Origin of the sequence: Streptomyces sp. NPDC050732, assembly GCF_040654255.1 — a bacterium.
In the GTDB taxonomy this organism is placed as follows: Bacteria; Actinomycetota; Actinomycetes; order Streptomycetales; family Streptomycetaceae; genus Streptomyces.
This window is the reverse complement of record NZ_JBFAHP010000031.1, coordinates 48,809-69,142: the sequence shown is the minus strand read 5'-3', so window position 1 is coordinate 69,142 and position 20,334 is coordinate 48,809. Positions and strand designations below refer to the sequence as shown.

The following is a 20,334-nucleotide window of genomic DNA, read 5'->3' as shown; positions in this document are numbered from 1 at the left end:
CTCTCGCAGAGTCGGGTGTCGGCAAGTTGGGCGAGGTCGCTCCCCATACTCCGGCACCCGACCCAGGGCCGTGCAACCGATTGACCCATGACCGGGTCAAATTTCATTCCCGGTCAAGAACTGGGCTCACTCAAGAATCACTGGGCAGATCACTGGGCAAATCGCTGGGCGAATCAGGAGACGCATCAGTAGCCGAAGGCGCCGGGATGCGTCTGCTCCCGTACCGTCGCGTGCTGCTGCCGCACCGCCTGCCCCACCGCGAGCTCCTCGCCGGGCTCGAACACCTGCGCCGCGGCCCCCTGCCAGTGCGGCAGTTGACCGGTCAGCGCCCACGCGGCCTGCCGCGCCGCGCCGATCGCGGCATAGTCCGCGGGCTGCGGCACCACGACCTGCGTACCGAACAGCATCGGCGCCGCGGCCTGCACGGCGGGCAGCTCGGCGGCGGCGCCCAGCAGGAACACCCGCCGGACCTCGACCCCCCGGGCCCGCAGCACGTCGAGCGCGTCCCCGAGCCCGCACAGCATGCCCTCGAAGGCCGCCCGCGCCAGGTGCTCCGGCTTCATCGACTCGCGCCGGAGGCCGGTCAGCGTCCCCGCCGCGTGCGGCAGGTTCGGCGTCTTCTCGCCCTCCAGATACGGCAGGAGCACCAGGCCGTGCGCGCCCGGCGTCGACTTCATGGCGAGCGCGGAGAGCTCCTCCAGGTCGGCGAGGCCGAGCATCTCCGCGGTGCCCCGCAGCACCCGCACGGCGTTCGACGTGTGGACGACCGGCAGATGCATCCCGGTGGCGTCCGCGAGCGAGGTGATGATGCCGCGGGCGTCCGTCAGGGCCTCGTGGTGCACGGCCATCACCGACCCGGAGGCGCCGAGCGACACCACGGCGTCGCCCTGCCGCACCCCGAGCCCGAAGGCCGCCGCCATCGTCTCGCCGGTGCCCGCGGAGATCAGCAGCCCCTCGGGCGTCGTCCCCGCGGCCTCGGCGGGCCCGATCACCTCGGGCAGCATCGCCTGGTGCCCCAGGGCCAGTTCGACGAGGTCCGGGCGGTAGGAGCCGGTCGCCGCCGACCAGTAGCCGGTGCCCGACGCGCCGCCCCGGTCGGTGGTGCGCCGGGCCGGCCGGCCGAGGAGCTGCCACACCAGCCAGTCGGGCGCCTGCAACAGCCCCGCCACGTGCCGTGCCGCCTCCGGCTCGGTCTTCGCCAGCCAGCGCAGCTTCGTCACGGGGTGCGCGGACTGCGGCACGCACCCCACGGCCTGCGCCCAGGCCTCGCGGCCGCCGAGCCGGTCGATGAGGTCGACGGCGGCCACCTGCGCTCGCCGGTCGTTGCCGACGAGCGCCGGCCGCACGGTGTTGCCGTGCTGGTCGAGCGGTACGAGCGCGTTCTGCTGCGCGGACACGCCGATGGCCTGCACGCCTTCGAGGAGCCCGCCGCCCGCGGCTTCGCCGAGGGAGAGCAGCCAGGCCTGTGGATCGACATCGGAGGGCCTGCCGCTCTCGGCGCTCTCCAGCGGATGAGGGGCGTACCCCTGCTTGAGTACGGCGCCCGTGTCCGTGTCACAGACCACGATGCGCGTGAAATCGGGCGAACTGTCCAACCCTGCGACTATCCCCATGCCTGGAATTCTGCCGCACCGCGGGACGTGTCCCGTACCTCTGTTCGCTCACCGTGATCCGTGACCCGTGACCTGGATCCGTGGACTACGTGTTGCTGGTGCCCCAGTCGTCCTCGGTGCCGCCGCCCGGTCCGCGCTCGCGCAGGGACCGGACCCGGTCGGCGACCGACTCGGGCATCTTGTCCCCGACCTTCTCGGAGACCGTGTGGAAGGCCTTGCCCGCGACCTCGCGCCCCTGCTGGGTCGCGGACTCCACGGTGTTGCGCACCGCCGGGTTCTGCGAGATCTCGCGGGCGGACTTCCTCAACTGCTCGTAACGCTCGCGTCCGGCCCGGGTCCCGAGCACGTACCCGAGGGCCAGTCCCGCCACGAATGTGAGCCGGTACCGCATGGCTGCCACCCTTCCCTTGCGTCGGCTTCGCACGTCTGTCACTCGTCTGTCGCTCGCTTGCTGCGCTCGCCTGCTGATCGCCCGAGGGATACCGATTGGCGGAGCACCCCCCTGCTTGCGCTAATGTATGTGTCGCAGCGAGCGCGCGCCGCCCGGAGAGTTCCCAGCTAGGTGCGTTCGATGCAACGAGACGATCCCCTGTAGCTCAATTGGCAGAGCAGCCGGCTGTTAACCGGCAGGTTACTGGTTCGAGTCCAGTCGGGGGAGCTCGGTCTCCTGTAGCTCAATTGGCAGAGCAGCCGGCTGTTAACCGGCAGGTTACTGGTTCGAGTCCAGTCGGGAGAGCTGTGCGGAAGGACCCCCGAGATGTCTCTCGGGGGTCCTTCTTCGTACGGGTTCCGTGCCCGGTGGAACCGCGCGGGCAGCCCTGCGGTCCTCATGGTCGAGCGATGCCGACCATCCGAAGCAGGAGATCGTATGAGCGGCTATGCTGCGGCAGACGGCGCGCACAAATGTGCGCGACGCGCCGTTAGGGGCGGTAGCTCAGCCGGTTAGAGCAGCGGACTCATAATCCGTCGGCCGTGGGTTCGAGTCCCACCCGCCCCACCTCAGCGGGTTCGTGCAGAATCGTTCTGACCTGCGCGTACGTGCCCGGTTGGCCCGTCACGGAAACCGTGACGGGCCATCTTTCACCCGTTTACCAAGATCAAGAGGACACACAGGGGACACGAGGCGGATTCAGGGGACAGAGGGCCCCTCAGGCCGCCTTCTGGCTTCCCCTGGAGGCCCGGCGTGCGGTCCGCCCTGCTGCGGGAGGCAGCCCCGTCGGCAGAGCCCAGACGCCCACGTCGGGAGACTCGGATCGGGCGATCGTGAAGCGTGTGAGTGAGAAGTTCGCCCGCTGCTCTTCCGAATACCGCTCGTTGAAGTTCTCGACCCGGACCAGTTCCAGTTCATTGGCTGCGCAATGGTCGCGTATCCACTTCACGGCCGCGTTGGCGGCGGTGTCCTGGCCTCGGCCGGCGAGGGTGATCATGCCGAGCAGATCGGCGCCGGGTTGGATCTGTGCTCCAACGGCCCAGGTGTCGCCTGTCTGTCGTGCGCCGTGGGTGAAGAAGACAGCGACGTCGCCTTGCCACGCTGCTTCGGGGATCGAGAGCGGGGTGCGGACCTGGAAGGGGACGTCTCGGGGGACAACGGCCATGACCGACTCGGCCTCGGCTCGCATCATCTCGGGGAGCACGCTGGTGTAGGTGTCGGAGGTGATCTGGCGCGAGGAGTGGCCCAGCTTCTCCTGCACCACCTTGATGTCGTTCTTGGCGAGCAGGGAGAGGGTGGCGGCGAGGTGACGAAGATCGTGGAGGCGGACCGGCGGTAGGCCGGACAGCTCCACGAGGCGGGTGAAGCGGCGGGAGATCCAGTCAGGATGCAGCGCCTCGCCGTTCTCGTGCGTCCACACACGGCCGCTCTCGACGTAGTCGTCGCCCCACTCCTGGCGCTTCTGCTCCTGCTTCGTGCGGAAGCTGACAAGGTTGTCGCCTGACTCAAGGCTCAGCGAGAGGGTGCGGACGCTGTCGGCCTTCGGCGCTTCGCCGTACAGCTTGTAGGCGACCTCGACGATCTGCTGGGAGATCCGCAGCCAGAGGGCATCGGTGCTGACCTCCGTCCAGGGCAGCGCGGCCATCTCCCCGCGGCGGGGGCCCAGGAAGATGAAGCTGTGCCACAGCTCGTACAGCCAGTCGGCCTTGGCGAAATCGAGGAATTGGCCGGTGAGCTCCGGTGTCCAGACCATGACGGGGCCGGGCTTCTCGCCAGTGCGCTTCCAGTGCTCGACACGCTCAGGCGTCCAGACGAGCGGCTTGGGCCGGGTGACGGGCGGCAGCTCCACGAGCTGCGCCCAGTTCCTGGCGAACGCCTGCTCACGCTTGATCCCCCAGGAGAGAGCCGAGCTGAGGGTGTCGTTGATGCGGTGCATGGTGGCGGCGGAGGTGACCTTCCGCAGCCCTTTCTTGCCCTCGCGGAGCGCAGCGTTGGCGTCGAGGAAGGCGCGGCGGGTGGCGCGGCGCTCCTCCTTCTTGGCGTAGCCCGCAGTCCTCACCCAGGCTTGGTGGGCGTCGTCACGATCCTGCTGGAGCTGATCGACGCGCAGGCGGTGGAGGATTCGCTCGGCGTTCTCCTTCTCGATCGCGTCGTACATCTTGTCGAGGTGGCGGACCTTGAGGTCACGTCGCTTGATGTGGCCGAGGTGAGGCAGGAGGTAGAGGTTGATGTGCTCCTCGTAGCCGTGGCGGGTGGTCCGGGCGAGGGACTTCTTCGCCTTGATCCACCGGAGGAAGAAGTCACCGCACGTCTCATCGGACAGCACATCGGTGCCAGCCGTGGCGGCGTCGTACAGCTCCTTCGCCTTCTTCTTGGCGTCGATCTTGGTGGCGAATCCGCCTCGTCGGACGCGCCGACGCTTCCCGCCCTCCCCGGCTTCGAGCTCGAAGTAGAAGTACCAGGTGCCATGTCCTTTCTGTGAGAGTTTTGGGCAGTTCGCGTCAAGCATTCGCATCTTCGGCTCGCCGTTGGCGAGGAGTATGGGAGCTCCGTCGTCGTCAACTGCGGGCTCCTTGCAAGCGCAGCGCCGGTAGTAGCTCGGCTCGAACACGAACATCCCCTTCGTGGCTTTCGGTTGTGGATCTTCTGTGTCGGTCCTTGTCGAACCGATGCCCTATCTTGCCCCAACACTCCAGTGTTGGCGTATCCTGGACAGCATGTTGGCGCGGGGGAGAACGCGACAGCGGATGACAGACAAGAACGCCTCGACAGCCGCAGGCGCCAGAGGCGCCGCCATGACTCTGGAAGAGCTGCTGGCACTGCCGCCGACGGTGAACGTCACGACAGCGGCACGCGCCCTGGGGATTGGAACCCATAAGGCTTACAACTTGATCAAGGAAGGGTCTTTTCCCGTGCAGCCGCTTACCTTGGGCAGCACAGTGAAGATCCCTACAGCTGCGCTATGGAAGGTCCTCGGCGTAACCTCGCCTGCGCAGTGATCAGTCGTGGCCGGTGGTGATCAGTCCGCCAAGGTCACGGTCCCGCGGGGGGACTCGGCCTAGGCTCGGGTGGCCACGGGGCACGAGAGAAGAACGGACGACCGCATGCCACGGCTATACGGGTTCGACGATCAGTCGCGCCAGCGACTGCGTGACGACGAAGTGGACCCTCTGCGTCAGATGGTGAGCCGCGCGCTGATCGGCAAAAAGTCGAACGCCGAGATCGCCGTGTGGGCAAATGGCGAGGGCTACCGGGGCACCATGGGCGGTGAGTGGAAGGACGCGTCGGTCGGGCGCCTCTTCCGGAACCCGGCTATCGCAGGCCTGCGATACGACGAGGATGGCCAACTCGTGGACGCCGGCCACCCGGCCCCCATCACCCGCGAAGAGTTTGAGGCTCTTCTGGAACGGGAGCAGAGCAGGAAGACGGCGGCACCGGAGGCGCCCCACGAGTATCTACTCGTCGACGAGGGCAGCCACTGCGGCAAATGCGGGCACGCTCTGCAGGGGGCCCGTACGAACGCGGGCACTCCGGGGTATCGGTGCCGACCGAAGGACAGGCAGGGGCGCGGTGGGTGCGGAGAAGTCCGCATTGATGCCGAGCTTCTGGAGACGCACGTGGGCGAATACGTTGTCGCGGAACTCCTCAAGCCCGGCATCCGCGACCAGATCCTCGCGGCGCAAGAGGCCGTCAAGCAGCAGATCAAGGAGATGCGGGCCGACATCGAGGATCTCGTCGAACGCCGCACAGAGGTGGGGGCCCTGTACGGCAAGCGAGAGATCAGCAAAGAGGCGTTCATTGCCGCTGAACGTGAGCTCACGGCCAGCCTCAAGGACGGCCGGTCTAGGCTGCGCTACGCCGAGCAGCTGGCGAACTTCAAGCTGGGCGGCGCCAAGGAACTCGTCCGGTGGTGGAACAGCGCGCCGCACACGTCGAAGTCGGCCATCACGAGACTGCTGCTGGACAAGATCGAGGTGTTCCCGGCCAGCGCCCGCGGCGTCCGCGCCATTGAGCCAGGGCGAGTGGTTTTGCACTGGCGGCAGTTGCCTCCGCGCCTGTCAAGCGTCAGATGAGGCGAGCGTCTTCTTGGTCGCGAGCCGCTTGCCGACCATCGCCATCGTCAGGCCGGTGATCAAAGCGATTACGGCCAGGCCCGCCAGGAGCGGGGAGACGATCTCCTCGTAGCGCAGGGGCCAGGGGTGGCCGAGGTAGTGGGTGACAAGGTAGGAGCCCTTGCTCGCGGCGTAGGCGACTCCGAGGAGGGCGGCCGTCGCTGAGACAGCCAGTCCTCGGGCCGTCCAGCTGTGGCGGCCCCGGCGTGCGGACACCGCCATGCCGAAGCAGAGGAACGCGATCTCGCCGCAGGTCACGGCGACGTAGCACAGGTAGACCATCAGGTAGACGGTGACGCCGGGGATCCGCGCGTACTCCGTCGTGAACTCCACGTGGTCGGCCGTGGTTCCGATGAACAGAGGAAGCATGGCGGCCAGTACGCAGATGCCGAAGGCGACTCGGGCGTACAGGCTGGCTTTGAGGACGTGCCGGTTGTACGACCAGTCCACGAGCATCAGCTGAAGGCTTCCGCACCACAGGACGGCGCAGATGTGGGCGCCCAGCTTGGCCGCATTGTGGAGGCCGGTCAGGGACTCGATGCCGCTTTCGATGGCGGGCACTGCGAAGAGGACACCCACTCCGCAGACTCCGAAGGCCGCGGTGCGGGCGAAGCGGGCGATGCCGTATTCGCTGCGGTTGCGCTGGCGCCAGGCCTCTCGGCCTGAGAGCACAGTGCCTGCTATGCAGACCAATGCACACAGGCCGAAGACGATGCCGTCCATTCGTTCAGGTTCCTTCCAGATCAGAGGCAGCCCGTTCTGCCGCTTCCTCGAAGCTGAGACGCCTTCGCCGCCCGGGCCGCGGTGGTTCTGCAGCGGGCGGTAGTGACTCGGGAACCTCGGGGACGCTGAGGTCGTTGCGGCCGTGGCGCAGTCTGATCTCACGTGCGGCCTGCAAGAGTTCGGCGGCCCCTGCCTCGTCCAAGTCGTGGATGAGTCGCAGTGCTTCGCGGGCGTCTCGTTGGCTCTCGTAGACCGTCAGTGAAGTCAAATCGTCGTATCCCGGCAAAAGATACGCCACGGGGCATTCGAAAGCGCGTCCGAGTCCTACGAGTTGAGTGATCGTCGAGTTGTCCTTGACGCCGTTGATCAGGTCGTTCACGACCTGATGTGTCATCGCCGGCTTGCCCCCGGGCGTTGCTGCCGTTGCGGCGGCAAGTGCACGTGTGCTGGGAGTTTTCCCGTCTGCACGGAGCTTCCGCCGAAGCAGGATGGCGAGCTTGCCGGCGAGCGGGACGTTTCCGAGCGGCATGGCCGGGGCTACTCCTTCTTCGGGTAAGGCCGACACGTGGCTCGAATTGGCGGCGCGAAGTGGATGCTGAGGCGCTGGCGGGGCTTTGGGGCTGACGGTCAGAGACAGTCTAATGTCTAGGTCGGTTGACAATGAATGGCGCACCGCCGCAAGATCTGTAACGGCAGTAGTACGCTGCGCAAGCACTCGGTCCGCCGCCCCTATCCCGCTCTTTGCTGCGCGATTGTGAACGGTCCTCCCATGGTCTGAGGTGTGCCGCGAACTTACTTGCGTGGGGATCTAAGTGGTCCGCCGCCCCCGTCGGCGGGGTTGAGCGCAGCAAGACATGGAGGCGTCGGGGTGGATGTCGATTTGGGGCGCGTGCTGGCTCGCCTGGAGGAGTCCGGAGATGCGCCGAACGTTCAGCTGGGGGGCGAGGGGGTGTGGGGACTGCTTGGCGCGCTGGCGGTAGTTGATCCAAGGCGGGTAGACCTGAGCGTCGAGCTGCCGGATGCGGCGGGCGTGGCTGTCACGAGCTGAGAGCGAAGTGCGGTGTGGGGCGCGGGTTCGACGGGGGTGAGCTCGCGCTCAGGCGTTTTACCTGGGAAATCTTCTGGAGAATGTAGACCCTTCTCCGTTATGCATATAGAATAGAACCAGAAGGAAGGGGGAGAGAAGAAGCCCCCGCCGACCTCTTGGAGACCGAAATGCCGCACAAGTTCGCCACCCTGAAGATGCGCCAGATCCGCCGCAACCCGAACCAGCCCCGCGAGACCTTCAGCGAGGAGGCCCTGGCCGAGCTGGCCAACTCCATCAAGGAGCACGGTCTCCTCCAGCCGATCGTCGTCCGCAAGGTCGCGGAAGGCGGCTACGAACTGGTCGCCGGCGAGCGCCGCTTCCGCGCCAACGGGCTGGCGGGCAACATCACCATCGAGACGAAGATCCTCCAGACCGAGGGTGACGCCGAGATCAGCGACATGGACTCCTTCAAGAAGGCCATGGCCGAGAACCTGAACCGGGAGGACATGCTTCCGCTGGAGGAGGCGCGCGGCTTCAAGAAGGTCCTGGACGACGAGTTCGACGGCGATTCCGAGCAGGTGCCCGCCGTCGCGAAGACCTTCTCCAAGTCAGTCCAGTACGTCAACCAGCGCCTGGCTCTCCTCAACCTGCGCCCCGAGATCCAGACCGCCGTCGACCTCGGGCACATCGGCACCCAGGCCGCCGTCCAGATCGCCGCCCTCTCCCGGGATAACCAGAAGGCCGTCTTCGAGGACTGGAAGAAGGGCGACAAGAGCGACAACCAGCTCGTCCACCTCGCCTACGCCATGCGCAAGCAGGAGAAGGCGGCCCAGCAGGACTCCATGGTCGACGTCGAGGAGATGTCCCCCGAGGAGAAGGCGCAGCGCGCCCGCGCGCAGGCCAAGACCAAGAGTGACCTCGATCGGATCGAGGAGATGTGCGATCTGCTGGACAGCATCGGCAAGGCGGATCCGATGGAGCTGGCCCGTGCCTTGGAGGGACAGGTGGGCAAGCGGCTGGAGCAGATGGACCGGGTCGCCAACTTCGTCCGGAAGGCCCGCTTCCAGCTCTGCCAGGCCAAGGCGCACGCCGATGCCAGCGAGATCATGGTCAACCCCGCGGCGGCTGCGCCCGACCTGGTCGCGGAGGCCGACGCCGCCCTCGCCGGCCTGGAGCCCGCCGCCGAGCCGTCCGCCGACGTGACTGGGGAGACGGACGCGGAGGCGGAGGCGGCCTCCGCCGCCCCGCAGGCCGAGGCGACTGACGACACGGAGCAGGAGAGCACCCCGGAGACGGACGCGGAGGCGGACGCGGACGACGTCGACCCCGAGCCGGTCGCCCCCGCAGCCTGAACGGCCCACACCGGGGCGGCCCTCAGCGGGCCGCCCCCCCTTCCGTCAGGAGACCCATCGTGATGAACGACATCCGCACCATGCGCAACATCAACCGCAACCTGTTCGAAGGGGTGCCGGCCACGGCCAACGCCCTTGAGGAGTACGACTCTGACGCCGCCCAGCTCGTCCGGGAGGCCGCGCGGCATCTGGTCAAGGCCCGCCGCGACAACGACCCGCAGGCGCTGAACGAGGCCAGCAATGCGACCTTCCTCGCCGCGGCCGAACTGCTCAACCAGGCCGGTGGCTCCGTCTATGTCCGCTTCCCCATCATGGTCGCGGCGCGTCTCGTGGAACTCGAAGCGGCACTGCTCGTCGCCAGCGCCACGAACCAGGGTGGGGAGCAGAGCGGGACGGCGCCCCTGGACGGGCCCGGCTGCGGAGCCCCGCATGACGGGCGGGATCACTCTTCCCAGCAGATAGATCCCAACACTCAACGGTGATACGGTCTATCTCGTTGGTGGGAACGGCCACAGCCGAGGAACCGGCCCACCAACATGCCGTGGCATGCGGCATCCCTTCGGTGCCTGGCGGGTGGCCAACCCCCCGCGCCCTACCCGCCAGGCACCGGCTCCGCGCCGACGCAGAGCCGCCCAGACCGCGCGCCACGAACACGACCGGACCCGCTCCCGCCCACGTCGGGAGCGGGTCCCGTGCACTCCGGAGCGACATGAGCGCAGAGGACTTCAAAGGCAATCCGGAAGATCGGGAGCTGTACCTGCGTCTGCTCATCGAACGAGACGGCCCGCCGGACAGGGCCGCCGACGAGCGAGACCCGGGCCGAAGGATTCACCAGAGCCCCGACCCGAACGCGGTGCACCCAGGTGCGGCACTCGAAGCAGCCATCGCCACCAGACGACGACCCAGGAGAACGGCGGCATGACCCAGGACCCGTCATCCCAGCAGGCCCAGCACCCGGAGCCCCCCGTGCCGGGTGCCGAGTGGTGCAACGCCTGCGATGCCTGGTGCCTGCCCCCAGGCATCTGCCGCTGCAACAACCGATAGCGTCCGGCGCCGGCCGCTGTCACCGCCGCGGCGATCACCCTCCGACCAAGGAAAGTGCTCGATGAGGCACGGGTAATCGGTCGCGCGGAAGAGGGAAGGCCGTGATACCCGGAGAGGTCGAACGTCCAGGCTGCGGACGTTCGACGGCCGGTGCGGCGCCTGTTCACCCAGCCGCCCCTGCCGGTGGCGCCTGTCGGGACAGGGTCGGATCAGGATTCCTCCAGGCGCACCGTGCTGATCTCGTTCGCGCCGCGGGCGGCGGTCCGCTCTCGCACGCGCTACGAGGCAGTCGGCTTAGGCGGCCACGTGGGGCTCGGGACGGATCTCCGCCCCGAGCCCCACGCTCAGCCCCGAAGGGTCACACCGCTGCTCCGGATGCCCCCGCGATAATTCCGAAGCCCAGCGGAACGACGAGCAGCACATGCTGCACCTGGGCGTGCCCCCTGCGTCGTACCGCCGCCATGCACCCGGCGGTGGCGATGCCGAACACGGCCGCGAACAGCAGCGTGTCCGACCAGCTCACGTCGTTCCAGGTGGAGTTCACCCACTGGAGGACGGTCGAGGACCCGCCGAATACCGCAGCCCCCGTCAGGGCGTCGAGCCCCGTCAGCGCGGTCGGCTCGGGCCCCTTGCGCTTTAGGGAGCGCCAGAGCTGGACGAGGAACACGCACAGTGTCGCGCTCTGCACAACGACGGCGAGGACGAATGCCCCCATGAACACGTTCTGCATGGTGTGACTCTCCTTCCCCTGGGGCAGATCAGCCGCCGCAGCCCTTCACCATGCCGGTGATGCCTGTGACGTTGCCGAAGATGGCGATGGCCAGCTTCAGACGCTCCTCACGGTTACCGGCCTGCGCGATCAGCTTGGCGCCCTTGACGACACCGCCGTACTTGGCGGCCTTGGAGATCAGGAGGGCATTGCCCGCGACGAACGCGCCGACCGCGCCGACGCAGGCGGCGACGCGCTTGGTGGTGTCCCACCAGCCGTACAGCACCACATTCTCGGGATTGGTCGAAGCGAAGGCCTGGTTGGAGCCGTCCAGGAGCGGCAGGGCGGCCTCCTGAGCTTCAGGGTTGCCCGGGTACATGGCTTCGACGACCTGCTGCGGCGTCGGGTTCGAGGGGAGCGCGAGGAGCCGCTCCTCGAAGCCAGCCTCTTCGACGGCCGCGACCAGGTCGATGGGGTCCTGCGCGTTTTTCACCTGCTGGGTCTGCTGCGCGTGACGAGCCTGGAGGGCGTGCTGCCCTTCGGCAGCGGTCGCCATGGGCGCGGCCACGGCCACCGTCGCCGCGGTGAGGGCGACGATGCTGGAGATACGTAGGGACTTGCGGTTCACGTAGAATTCCTTTGCGGTAACGATGCGGGCACGACCGCGCACTTATGGCCTAGGAACCAGCGCACGTGCCCGCATCCCGGCGGTCAGCCCGGGACGTGAAGACCTTCCCTGGTCCAGACCTGTTTACGCAACCTTTAGATACCGTTTGTGATCCACATCGCTTTCCTATCGAAGAAGCAACCCATTTTTGATCAAGCAAATCGTCGGCGCCTGCGCGAGTCCTCCTTGCTTTCGATGGTCGCGTTTTGGCGAAGTGAGATCCGGCTCCGCTGCGCGCGGCGTGTGGCGCCGAGCATCCGGGTGGCTTGATGCTCGTGCTCTGGGTCCTCGTCGATCTGGTGGTCGCCGACGGGCCAGATGCCGAAGGGGCCACGCAGGCCGCGGCGGTGGCGCCGACGGCCAGCTCGACGCTATCCGAGCCGAACTCGGCTACTACCGGGCCGAGGCGGCCAACCCCCTGATCGTCAGCGGCGCTTCGCCGACGACAGGCGAGGCTCCCGAGGACGCCAACCGACCGACCGAACCGAGCCGACCCCACTGCTGATCGTCTAGTGTTGGCGTGCGTAGGGCGCGGGGAACGGCCTACACAAGGGACGCCCGTGACTGCGCTCGCCAACATCCCCGAACAGCTCCAGCCGCTCGCCGTCCCCATCGGCGACCTGGTCCCGTACTACCGCAACCCCCGCACCGGCGACATCCCGGCCATCGCCGAGTCGCTGACGGTCAACGGCCAGTACCGGCCCGTCGTGATCAACAAGGGCACCCACACCGGGCGGCCGAACGAAATCCTGGCGGGTAACCACACCGTCGCAGCCGCCCAGCAGCTCGGCTGGGAGCACATCGCGGCCACCTGGGTCGACGTCGATGACGACGCCGCGGCCCGCATCGTCATCGTGGACAACCGGACCAACGACCTCGCCGGTTACGACACCGTCCTGCTCGCGGAAGTCCTCTCCGAGATTCCCGACCTCACCGGCACCGGGTACGACCGCGAGAGCGTCGACCGGCTCCTGGACGACACCTCGCTCCCCGAGACGCTGGAGCTGACCTCCGACGGCGCGGGCACCGGAGCCGCAGCCACCGTCGACTACCTCCAGTGGGGCTACCTCCAGTGGGAGTCCAAGCGCGTCCGGATCACCTCCGAAGAGGTCGAAGCCCTCAATGCCATCTACACGAAGTTCGTGGACGACACCAACAGCGACCTCGGCTTCGGCTGGCACGTCCTCCAGGAAGCCCACCAGGAGAGCGACGCCGCATGAGCAAGGCGCCCACCACCACGTTCCACGAGGCGTACCCGCTCGACCAACTGCGCCCCGCCGACTACAACCCGCGCCGCCTCAGCGAGACGGCTTTCGTCCGCCTCCAGGCGTCGCTGCGCCGCCACGGAGTCGTCAAGCCGGTGATCCTCAACGCGGACGGCACGCTGGTCGCAGGCCACCAGAGAACGAAGGGCCTCAAGGCCATAGGCATGACCCACACCCCCGCGGTCATGCTCGGCACCAAGGTCCGCCTCCAGGACGAGATCCAGTTCAACCTCCTGCACAACCGGGTGGAGACCGAGGCCAGCGTCGTCTACGCCGAGCCCGGCGAGATCGGCGCCTGGTCCTGGATTCCGTGGCAGTCCATTCGCGTCGCCGAGCGCAAGAACCTCTCCTTCGTCAACGCCATCGGCCACATGACCGCCGGCCACGGCCCCTGGGGCAGCGTCGTCATCGATGACCAGGGCCGCATCGTCCTCAACGCCGAGTACGCCGTCGTCGCCTCCTTCTCGCGCTTCGACCTCCTCGCCTGGACGGTGGCCTCGTCCGACGCCGCCCAGCTCCACGCCGACCTCACCGGCGAGTACGGCGTGTACGACTGGAGCGCCATCGAGAGCAAGGCGCCCGTCTGGAACCAGCACATCGTCCAGCCCAAGCGGCTCCGCCAGTTCTCCTCCAAGGCCAAGGCGGGCAAGCTCGCCTACGGCTCCGAGACCTGGGACCAGCTGGTCACGCCCTGGCTCAAGCCCACGCACCGCGTGGTCGACTTCGGCGCCGGATACGGCGACTACGCCAAGCACCTGCGTGCCAAGGGCTTCAACATTCACGACTACGAGCCCTATCGCTGCCGGGACGGCTCATACGCCGTCGACATCAGGGCCGTCGTCGGGATGATCCGCGACATCGACAAGGACATCCGGGCCAACGGGCTGTACGACGTCGTCGTGCTGGACTCCGTCATCAACGCCACCACCTCGCTCGATTACCAGCATTGGGTGATGACCACCGTCAACGCCCTGTGCGCCGCCGACGGAGTGGTGTGCCTCGGCACACGGAGCCTCGCCCGCGAGCTGCGCGACGAGCAGGCCAAGCGGGTCACCTCACAGACCGCAACCACGAAGATGAGCTTCCTCGATGAGGACAACGTCGAGATGAACTTCGTCAAGGGGAAATGGCAGAAGCTCCGCTTTCACACCCCCGAGACGCTGGAGCCCATGCTGCGCCGCTACTTCGAGGACGTGAAGGTCACCGACCTCAGCGGGTCCAACCTCAAGGCGACATGCCGCCGTCCCATCCCCCTCCCAAAAGAGGAGTACGAAAGGGCCTTCGAGGAGGAATTTAACATGCCCTACCCGAATGGTTTCCGGCATGACAGGCATCTGGAATTGGTGGGGAATTTGATAAAATTGGTTATAGAGAGGAACTCTTCTCTCGGCAATTGAGAATTCAGTGGGGAGCTCATGTCGGAACGAATAAGGGTGGGAATCGAGTCGCGTTCTCTGTACCACATCATGTGGCTTGCAGGGGTGCGCCACGTGGCCCTCGACCAGCACTGCCTGCGGGCCTTCGGACAGCCGGACCGCCCGCGGGTTGACCCGAAGCGCCGGCACCAGCTCGTCGAACTGCCGGCGGCCAACCAGCCGCTCGCCTGGTACCTGTGTGCGCTGCCCAACCCCTGGCGATGGAGCGACAACGCCCACCTCGCCTTCGAGGTTGCACCGGGGGAGGACTGGGAAGGGCCCGCCCTCGTTCCTGGCCTCCAGGTCCGGCTGGAGAACGCTCGCCCCATCACCGGATGGGGCGAGCGCGACATCCCCGCTACCGAACCCCGGCGCAACTCCGTCCGCTTTCGGACCTGCCGCAACTACCAGTTCGCCTGGTGGCTGCGCGCGAACCGCGATGCACCGGACGCGCCACCGGAGTTCGTCCCGCCCAAGAAGTCCGGAGAAGGTGAGCAGATGTCACTGATGTGACGGCGGTGCCGATGCGGCGGAGTCCAACTCCTCGCATTGCTCCCCGCCGGTCGCCGACCCGGCCGCTTCGAGCTGCACCGGATCGGCGACCGACGGCACCGTGTTTTCCTGACCGGTCGTTGGCTCGCTGCAGTCTGAAGCGCCCTGCGTGTTGTCACCCCGAAAGGCACCAATCAGCCTGCGCCACGCTTCGACCAACGGGAGCAGCTGTCCCAGAATCCCGGTCAGGACGAAGATCGTGATCGAGACCACGCCCGACCAAGTGAGAATCCACAGAACCGCAGACGAGTCCACAGTTCGATCCCTTCTACTCAGGGCCGAACTGGACGCGGGCACGCCTACTCAGCTCGGCCACGGATTGTGGCTGAACTGAGTTCCGTACCAGCGATGGAAACTCAGGATCTTCTCTTCTGGTTGGTTTCGAGCGTGTGATGGAGCGGTGCCAACCGTGCACCGTGGCGGGCCGAGCAGGTCGCTGGATCCGCTCGCCTTGTCAGTGCACCTAGGTTAGTAACGGTCGCCAGTATCACGGGCGGGCCATTCCCAGAACTCCACTCGATAGGATACCGATCCTTGGTGGCGCCGCCCGGAGAATGTAAGAAGTCGCAGCGAGGACCTTCTCGTCGAACGGTGCTTGATGGGTGGGTGCAGGGCTAGAACTGTCGAGGCCCTGCTGTGGGCCGCCGACCTGTCGGCGGCCCACAGCAGTCACACCTCGTCTTCTGATCCTGAACGCTCCGTCTCACGGAAGGCGTCCCGGGCCCGGCGCCAGGACTGAGCCAGGTCCGGGATCTGGTCGAGGAGGCCCTTGGTCACGTACAACGCGACCGCGACGACGCCCGTAGCGCCGAGGAGCCAGATGATGGCGGAGTCCACCGGTTCGAATCCTTTTGTGAAGGGCGATCGACCGGGGGGCCAGTGGGCAGACCCCAGCCAACCGCCACGCGAAAATGCGTACGGTTGACTGGGTTCTGCCGACGTCAGAACTCAGAAGCGGAGCGGTGCTAGCGCCTGCTGAGACGGGCCCTCTTTCTTACATGAGCTCCGTGGGAACGGCCTGGGGCAACCCCATGACACGCCCAGATCGTCGGTACCTGGACCCCGTAGAGGATGAAAAGCTTGGCGGCACCCTAGCAACTCTTGGCCAGGGCAGGCTACTTAGTCGACCAAGCTGTGGTTTCTCCGGCGTGTACAACGAGTGCGATCATGGAGGCGGGCGCGGGGGCGCACCCGAGCCGTGAAGGACCCCCAACGTGGGACGCCCCGACAAGGCCGCGCGTGCGGCCATTGCGCGCCGCCGCTCGGACGCCATCGATCTCCGCCTCGCCGGCGTGGACTGGCTCACGATCGCCCGCAAACTCGCCGCCGACCCGACCGCCAACTCCGACGGCATCGCCTACCCCCAGGGCTACGGCATCGAGCGGTACCGCAAGAACCAAGACCCGCCCACCGACGAGGCGTTGATCCACGCCGCCTGCCGCGACGTGCGTACCGCACTCGCCGACCGCCGCGCCGAGCTGAACGACGACGTTGACGAGCTGCGCGCACTGGAGGCCGACCGGCTCGACCGGCTGTTCTTCGTGGCCTATAAGAAGGCGGTCCGGGACCAGGACCTCGCGGCCATCGACCGGACCCTGCGGATCATGGAGCGGCGCGCCCGGCTGCTCGGTCTCGACATGCCCGTCAGGACGGAGCTGTCCGGCCTCGACGGCGGGCCGGTGCAGATCGAGAACGTCACCGCCGACGAACTCGACGCGCTGATCGCCCTGACCGACCCGGACGCCGAATGAGGCCCCGCGACAACGAGAGCGTCATCGCCCACTACAAGACGCTCCCACCTTCCCAACGCCGTGTGATCGCCCGGTCCGCCTCCCCGACGCTGAGGACCGAGCTGGCATGCGCGGAACGGCAGTTGGCCATGGACCGCTCGCCAGGCGCCCTCGCTGCCGTCCTCACGGGCGGCCGGGAGATGCAGGCGCCCCACCTCGACCTGATCGACCGCGCGTTCATCGACATGGCCGAGGGCCGGTGCGACCGGGTCATGCTCACGATGCCCCCGCGGCACGGCAAGAGCCGACGCGCCTCGCGCTGGGCACCGCTCTGGTACCTGCGGCGCAACCCCGGCCACCGCATGATGATCGCCAGCTACTCCGCCGACCTGGCTGATGACCACGGCCGGTGGATCAGGGACGCCATCTACACCTGGGGCGACGACCTCGGCATCCAGCTCGCGCCCGGCAGCAAGGCCGCCAACCGCTTCGACATCATGGGCGGCGAAGGCGGGCTCCTCGCAGCGGGCATCGGAGGCGGCCTCACCGGACGCGGCGCCCACATCGCCATCGTGGACGACCCGGTCAAGGACATGGCCGACGCCGACTCGCCGACCATGCGCAAACGCGCCTGGGACTGGTGGACCTCCGTCATACAGACCCGACTCGAACCGACCGGAGCCATCTGCCTGATCCAGACACGCTGGCACGAAGACGATCTCGCCGGGCGCATCCTCGCCACCGAGCGAGACGCCTGGCGCGTCATCGACCTCCCGGCGCTCGCCGACAGCCCTGATGACCCGCTCGGCCGGGCATCCGGCGAGCCGCTGTGGCCCCAGCGATTCGACGCTGCCCACCACGCCCGAACCCGCAAGCGCGTCGGCGAACGAGTCTGGGGCGCTCTCTACATGCAGAAGCCGAGACCACCAGAGGGAGGTGTCTGGAAGCGCGAGTGGATCGACACCGCGAGGATCAACGCCGTCCAGTTCTCCGGTATCGACATGGCGCGCATCGTCGTGGCCGTCGACCCCGCCGGCGGGGAGTCCACCGTCGGCGACGAGACCGGCGTGGTCGGAGTCGGCCGGGACTTCGACCGGCAGCTCTACGTCCTCGCCGACCGATCCGGCTCCATGGGCGCCAACGACTGGGGCCTTGCCGCCTGCCGACTGGCCCTGGAACTCAAGGCAGACGCCATCGTGGTGGAGAAGAACTACGGCGGGGACATGGCTCGGCAGATCGTCACCCAGGCATGGGAGCAGCTACGCCGCCAGGGCGTCACCAAGGGGCTGCTCATGCCCATGATCCTGGAGGTCACCGCCAAGGTCGGAAAGCGCCTGCGCGCTGCCCCCGTGGCCCAGCTCTACGAACAGCAGCTCGTCCACCACGTCGGCGAGTACTCCGAGTTGGAAGACCAGATGGTCACGTGGGTTGAAGGCATGGACAGTCCTGACCGCATGGACGCCGCCGTCCATGGCTTAACCGAACTCGCCGACCCCGACCAGCTCGACACCCTGCCGGAGGGATTCGATGACGGGCGCTTCGAAGGGCGCAGGTAAACCCTTGACCAGGCAACACCGGCTGAGGTAGCACACTTAGAGTTGCTTCAGGCTGTACCCGGCTGACAATTAAAAGGGTCAATCACGCCCTCATAATGTCAACCGGTTGCTACCGTGAGGGGCACGCACACCTCAAGTTGGAATGTGAGAGTGCAGAGCGGAGAGCAACCGCTCACGACCACGAACAGAGGAGTTTGGCGCCGGACTGCCGGTTGATCAGCAGCCCGACGCCATTGGATAGCCGAGACGTTGCCTCCACAGCCTTGTCTCGTCTGTCCGGATGGGTGAGTGGTCAGCTGGTCCAGCGGTCAATCATCCAGAAGAGCACCTGGATCGTTACCGAAGTGGCCAGTTGGCCCCACTTTCCCCTGTTCGGCGGGTCGGATTGCCTAGGCTCCCCGGACCCTCGCGAGTCCACCACGCTCCCTCACTTTCACGGCACCCTCGGCTGGTGTGCCTGTCGATGAATAAGCCGAGGAGGCAAGGGAGTTGATGCTCTCGGAAGCCACGATACGAGAACCATGACTGACGCGAAGCGAGTTGTGGATATCCATCGTCCTGCGGGTAGCCCTGTCGGAGCGGTCCGATGAGGAAACGGCCCGATCAGGAAACGGCCCGACGATCCCGCTGCTAGCCTCGCGATCATGGGGACCAGGGGGAGTTGGACCACAGCCCTGTGCGCCGCCGCCCTCGCAGCGTCGTGCCTTACGGGCTGTTCGTACGGAGCGGAGAAGCCGACGGCTGAGCAGCAGCGCGCCGCGCACCTCGACCGCGTACGCGAGACGTACCGGCTCGGGCGCAGCGAAGGGCTGGCCTTGCAGAAGCAGAAGATCGCCGACGGCGCTCCACCCGCCTACTCCAGTCCGGACGAGAAGGAGTGCGCGGACCGGTGGGACCAGCTCGGCGAACGCCAGCAGAGCGCGGGCGACCGGGGCGGCTTCCTATCCGCGTGCTCCTCGTTCCCTGCCCCAGGAGTGCACGGCTACGACGAGGCGGTGGCCGAAGCCAGCGGAAGCACGCTCAGACCGTAACGCAGCTGGGCTGCGGCCTAGTCGCCGATCATCAGATGCGCGGGGAAGTAGCAGTCTCCTGTGTCGTTTGCGTGCCTCTTCTTGCGCATGAGCAGCTCGTCAAGCCGCACCCGGTCATCGAGGACGTAGAACAGGTCGGTGCCGTCGATCGTGAGGAAGGCGGTCCCTTCATTGAAGGCGGACCGGGCTCCCGAGCTGAAGCCGTTGACGCTGATGAACAGACCCAGCGCGTTCTTCCCCTTCCGGCGCACCTTCTCGCTGAACAGCATCAACGGTCCGGACTCGACAGCACCCTTCAGCCATTTCGCTTCCAGGATGTAGTCGTCTGTGTCGAACGTGATGGACCCGTCGATCTGCTGGAATCCGAGGTCAAACCCGAGGCGGGGCTGCATGTCGAAGAGCTCGAACAGTGAGAACAGGAACGACTCAAAGGCGCGACCAGCCCCCTGACGGTCGGCGTCCGACTGCAGTCGCAGGAACTCCTCCTTCAGCTCGCTAAGGCGCTGCGAGAAGCCGCGACGATGCTTCTCCCGCTCCGCTTGTTGTGCTTGTTGCTCCTCGACTGCTGCCCGTTCTTCAAGAAGGCCCCGGAAGCGTTCAGTCCAGGTCTTGAGTTCGGCCACGGCATCTCTGGCTTGAGTTAGCAACTTCTCGGCCTCGGGCTGTCGCTTGAGGGTGGGGAACGATTCCATCTGTGCGATCTCAAGCATGAGAGAGAGCGTGAGGTCCTGGTATCGGTCCTCCCCGAGCCGAAGCCGGTCCACGAACTGCCCTGCGAAGACGATCTTGTAGTTCGTGAAGTCCAGTCCGCTGACCAGCTCGGGGTGCTCCGACGCGCGGATTTGGAGGAACCGGGCAAGGTCTGGCTTGTACCAGTAGATCCGGGCCAATGCCTCGGTCAGGGCGTCGTACGCCGCCGGCTCGATTTTCCGCGCTCGCCTAGACGTCAAGATGCCCCCGCCCTGGACAACGGAGGACAGCGCCGTTGCCGTCCTCCCGAGATGATGACGCTACCCAGTCGGAGTGACAGATTCGTCAGGTTGAGGGCGGCTCAGGGCGTCTACGCCGTAACCTGATCTCGCGGCGCGGGGCCGACTGCCTGGAGGGG

20 protein-coding genes and 3 tRNA genes are annotated in these 20,334 nt (G+C 66.9%); 13 read left to right on the top strand and 10 right to left on the bottom strand.

The features are described from left to right. Positions 1-185: 185 nt before the first annotated feature. Together AB0H82_RS26355 and AB0H82_RS26350 are read right to left on the bottom strand one after the other, a co-directional pair. Positions 186-1,613: an FGGY family carbohydrate kinase gene (locus AB0H82_RS26355; RefSeq protein WP_362996810.1), complete on the bottom strand. Its 1,428-nt coding sequence runs from the start codon at positions 1,611-1,613 to the stop codon at positions 186-188. 85 nt (positions 1,614-1,698) lie between these two features. Next, positions 1,699-2,013: a YtxH domain-containing protein gene (locus tag AB0H82_RS26350; RefSeq protein WP_362996808.1), complete on the bottom strand. Its 315-nt coding sequence runs from the start codon at positions 2,011-2,013 to the stop codon at positions 1,699-1,701. A gap of 185 nt (positions 2,014-2,198) precedes the next feature. Between AB0H82_RS26350 and AB0H82_RS26345 the strand changes: the two genes are divergently transcribed. The 3 genes from AB0H82_RS26345 (at position 2,199) to AB0H82_RS26335 (ending at position 2,610) form a co-directional block, all read left to right on the top strand. After that, positions 2,199-2,271, top strand: a tRNA-Asn gene (locus AB0H82_RS26345). A gap of 5 nt (positions 2,272-2,276) precedes the next feature. Further along, positions 2,277-2,349, top strand: a tRNA-Asn gene (locus AB0H82_RS26340). Between the two features lie 187 nt (positions 2,350-2,536). Beyond that, positions 2,537-2,610: transfer RNA gene (locus AB0H82_RS26335), tRNA-Ile, on the top strand. A 151-nt stretch (positions 2,611-2,761) separates the two neighbouring features. On the opposite strand, the gene AB0H82_RS26330 is transcribed toward AB0H82_RS26335, so the two are convergent. Beyond that, positions 2,762-4,654, bottom strand: a complete 1,893-nt coding sequence (locus AB0H82_RS26330) for a tyrosine-type recombinase/integrase (protein ID WP_362996806.1) — start codon at positions 4,652-4,654, stop codon at positions 2,762-2,764. 136 nt (positions 4,655-4,790) lie between these two features. Here AB0H82_RS26330 and AB0H82_RS26325 point away from each other — a divergent pair, with 136 nt between their 5' ends. Next, entirely contained in the window at positions 4,791-5,042 is a 252-nt protein-coding gene (locus tag AB0H82_RS26325; protein ID WP_362996804.1) for a DNA-binding protein, read from the top strand. A 105-nt stretch (positions 5,043-5,147) separates the two neighbouring features. Continuing rightward, positions 5,148-6,116, top strand: a complete 969-nt coding sequence (locus AB0H82_RS26320; protein ID WP_362996802.1) for a recombinase family protein — start codon at positions 5,148-5,150, stop codon at positions 6,114-6,116. Here the strand turns inward: AB0H82_RS26320 and AB0H82_RS26315 are convergent. Together AB0H82_RS26315 and AB0H82_RS26310 are read right to left on the bottom strand one after the other, a co-directional pair. Further along, on the bottom strand, positions 6,102-6,827 hold the full coding sequence (locus AB0H82_RS26315) for a hypothetical protein (RefSeq protein ID WP_362996801.1): 726 nt from the start codon (positions 6,825-6,827) through the stop codon (positions 6,102-6,104). The genes AB0H82_RS26320 and AB0H82_RS26315 overlap by 15 nt on opposite strands. A 55-nt stretch (positions 6,828-6,882) precedes the next feature. After that, the gene (locus tag AB0H82_RS26310; protein WP_362996799.1) at positions 6,883-7,407 is read right to left on the bottom strand and encodes a hypothetical protein; all 525 of its coding nucleotides are present in this window, start codon (positions 7,405-7,407) and stop codon (positions 6,883-6,885) included. A gap of 686 nt (positions 7,408-8,093) precedes the next feature. Between AB0H82_RS26310 and AB0H82_RS26305 the strand changes: the two genes are divergently transcribed. Both AB0H82_RS26305 and AB0H82_RS26300 read left to right on the top strand, forming a co-directional pair. Beyond that, positions 8,094-9,257 carry a ParB/RepB/Spo0J family partition protein gene (locus AB0H82_RS26305; protein WP_362996797.1) on the top strand — a complete coding sequence of 388 codons (1,164 nt, stop codon included), beginning with the start codon at positions 8,094-8,096 and terminating at the stop codon, positions 9,255-9,257. A gap of 59 nt (positions 9,258-9,316) precedes the next feature. Further along, on the top strand, positions 9,317-9,739 hold the full coding sequence (locus AB0H82_RS26300; protein WP_362996795.1) for a hypothetical protein: 423 nt from the start codon (positions 9,317-9,319) through the stop codon (positions 9,737-9,739). A gap of 920 nt (positions 9,740-10,659) precedes the next feature. Here AB0H82_RS26300 and AB0H82_RS26295 read toward each other — a convergent pair. Together AB0H82_RS26295 and AB0H82_RS26290 are read right to left on the bottom strand one after the other, a co-directional pair. Beyond that, positions 10,660-11,031, bottom strand: coding sequence for a hypothetical protein (locus AB0H82_RS26295; protein WP_362996793.1), 372 nt, complete (start codon positions 11,029-11,031; stop codon positions 10,660-10,662). A 28-nt stretch (positions 11,032-11,059) separates the two neighbouring features. Then, positions 11,060-11,638, bottom strand: a complete 579-nt coding sequence (locus AB0H82_RS26290; protein WP_362996791.1) for a hypothetical protein — start codon at positions 11,636-11,638, stop codon at positions 11,060-11,062. 599 nt (positions 11,639-12,237) lie between these two features. On the opposite strand from AB0H82_RS26290, the gene AB0H82_RS26285 reads away from it, so the two are divergent. From AB0H82_RS26285 to AB0H82_RS26275, 3 genes are all read left to right on the top strand, one after another. Then, positions 12,238-12,897 (top strand): ParB/RepB/Spo0J family partition protein, encoded by a 660-nt coding sequence (locus tag AB0H82_RS26285; RefSeq protein ID WP_362996789.1) that lies wholly within the window; start codon positions 12,238-12,240, stop codon positions 12,895-12,897. After that, positions 12,894-14,339 (top strand): methyltransferase domain-containing protein, encoded by a 1,446-nt coding sequence (locus AB0H82_RS26280; protein WP_362996787.1) that lies wholly within the window; start codon positions 12,894-12,896, stop codon positions 14,337-14,339. Before AB0H82_RS26285 ends, AB0H82_RS26280 begins: the two co-directional genes overlap by 4 nt. A gap of 93 nt (positions 14,340-14,432) precedes the next feature. Further along, positions 14,433-14,870, top strand: coding sequence for a hypothetical protein (locus AB0H82_RS26275; protein ID WP_362996785.1), 438 nt, complete (start codon positions 14,433-14,435; stop codon positions 14,868-14,870). On the opposite strand, the gene AB0H82_RS26270 is transcribed toward AB0H82_RS26275, so the two are convergent. Further along, a complete protein-coding gene (locus AB0H82_RS26270) occupies positions 14,859-15,164 on the bottom strand; it encodes a hypothetical protein (RefSeq protein ID WP_362996783.1) in 306 nt (101 codons plus the stop codon). The two genes, AB0H82_RS26275 and AB0H82_RS26270, sit on opposite strands and share 12 nt — an antisense overlap. 414 nt (positions 15,165-15,578) lie before the next feature. Continuing rightward, positions 15,579-15,746: a hypothetical protein gene (locus tag AB0H82_RS26265; protein WP_362996781.1), complete on the bottom strand. Its 168-nt coding sequence runs from the start codon at positions 15,744-15,746 to the stop codon at positions 15,579-15,581. A 377-nt stretch (positions 15,747-16,123) separates the two neighbouring features. On the opposite strand from AB0H82_RS26265, the gene AB0H82_RS26260 reads away from it, so the two are divergent. The 3 genes from AB0H82_RS26260 to AB0H82_RS26250 all read left to right on the top strand — a co-directional run bounded on the left by AB0H82_RS26260 (position 16,124) and on the right by AB0H82_RS26250 (position 19,226). After that, a complete protein-coding gene (locus AB0H82_RS26260; protein WP_362996779.1) occupies positions 16,124-16,660 on the top strand; it encodes a hypothetical protein in 537 nt (178 codons plus the stop codon). Further along, on the top strand, positions 16,657-18,195 hold the full coding sequence (locus tag AB0H82_RS26255) for a terminase family protein (RefSeq protein ID WP_362996777.1): 1,539 nt from the start codon (positions 16,657-16,659) through the stop codon (positions 18,193-18,195). The genes AB0H82_RS26260 and AB0H82_RS26255 overlap by 4 nt, the downstream gene beginning before the upstream one ends. 644 nt (positions 18,196-18,839) lie before the next feature. After that, positions 18,840-19,226, top strand: a complete 387-nt coding sequence (locus AB0H82_RS26250; RefSeq protein ID WP_362996775.1) for a hypothetical protein — start codon at positions 18,840-18,842, stop codon at positions 19,224-19,226. Between the two features lie 17 nt (positions 19,227-19,243). On the opposite strand, the gene AB0H82_RS26245 is transcribed toward AB0H82_RS26250, so the two are convergent. Further along, entirely contained in the window at positions 19,244-20,176 is a 933-nt protein-coding gene (locus tag AB0H82_RS26245) for a hypothetical protein (protein ID WP_362996773.1), read from the bottom strand. Positions 20,177-20,334: the final 158 nt, after the last annotated feature.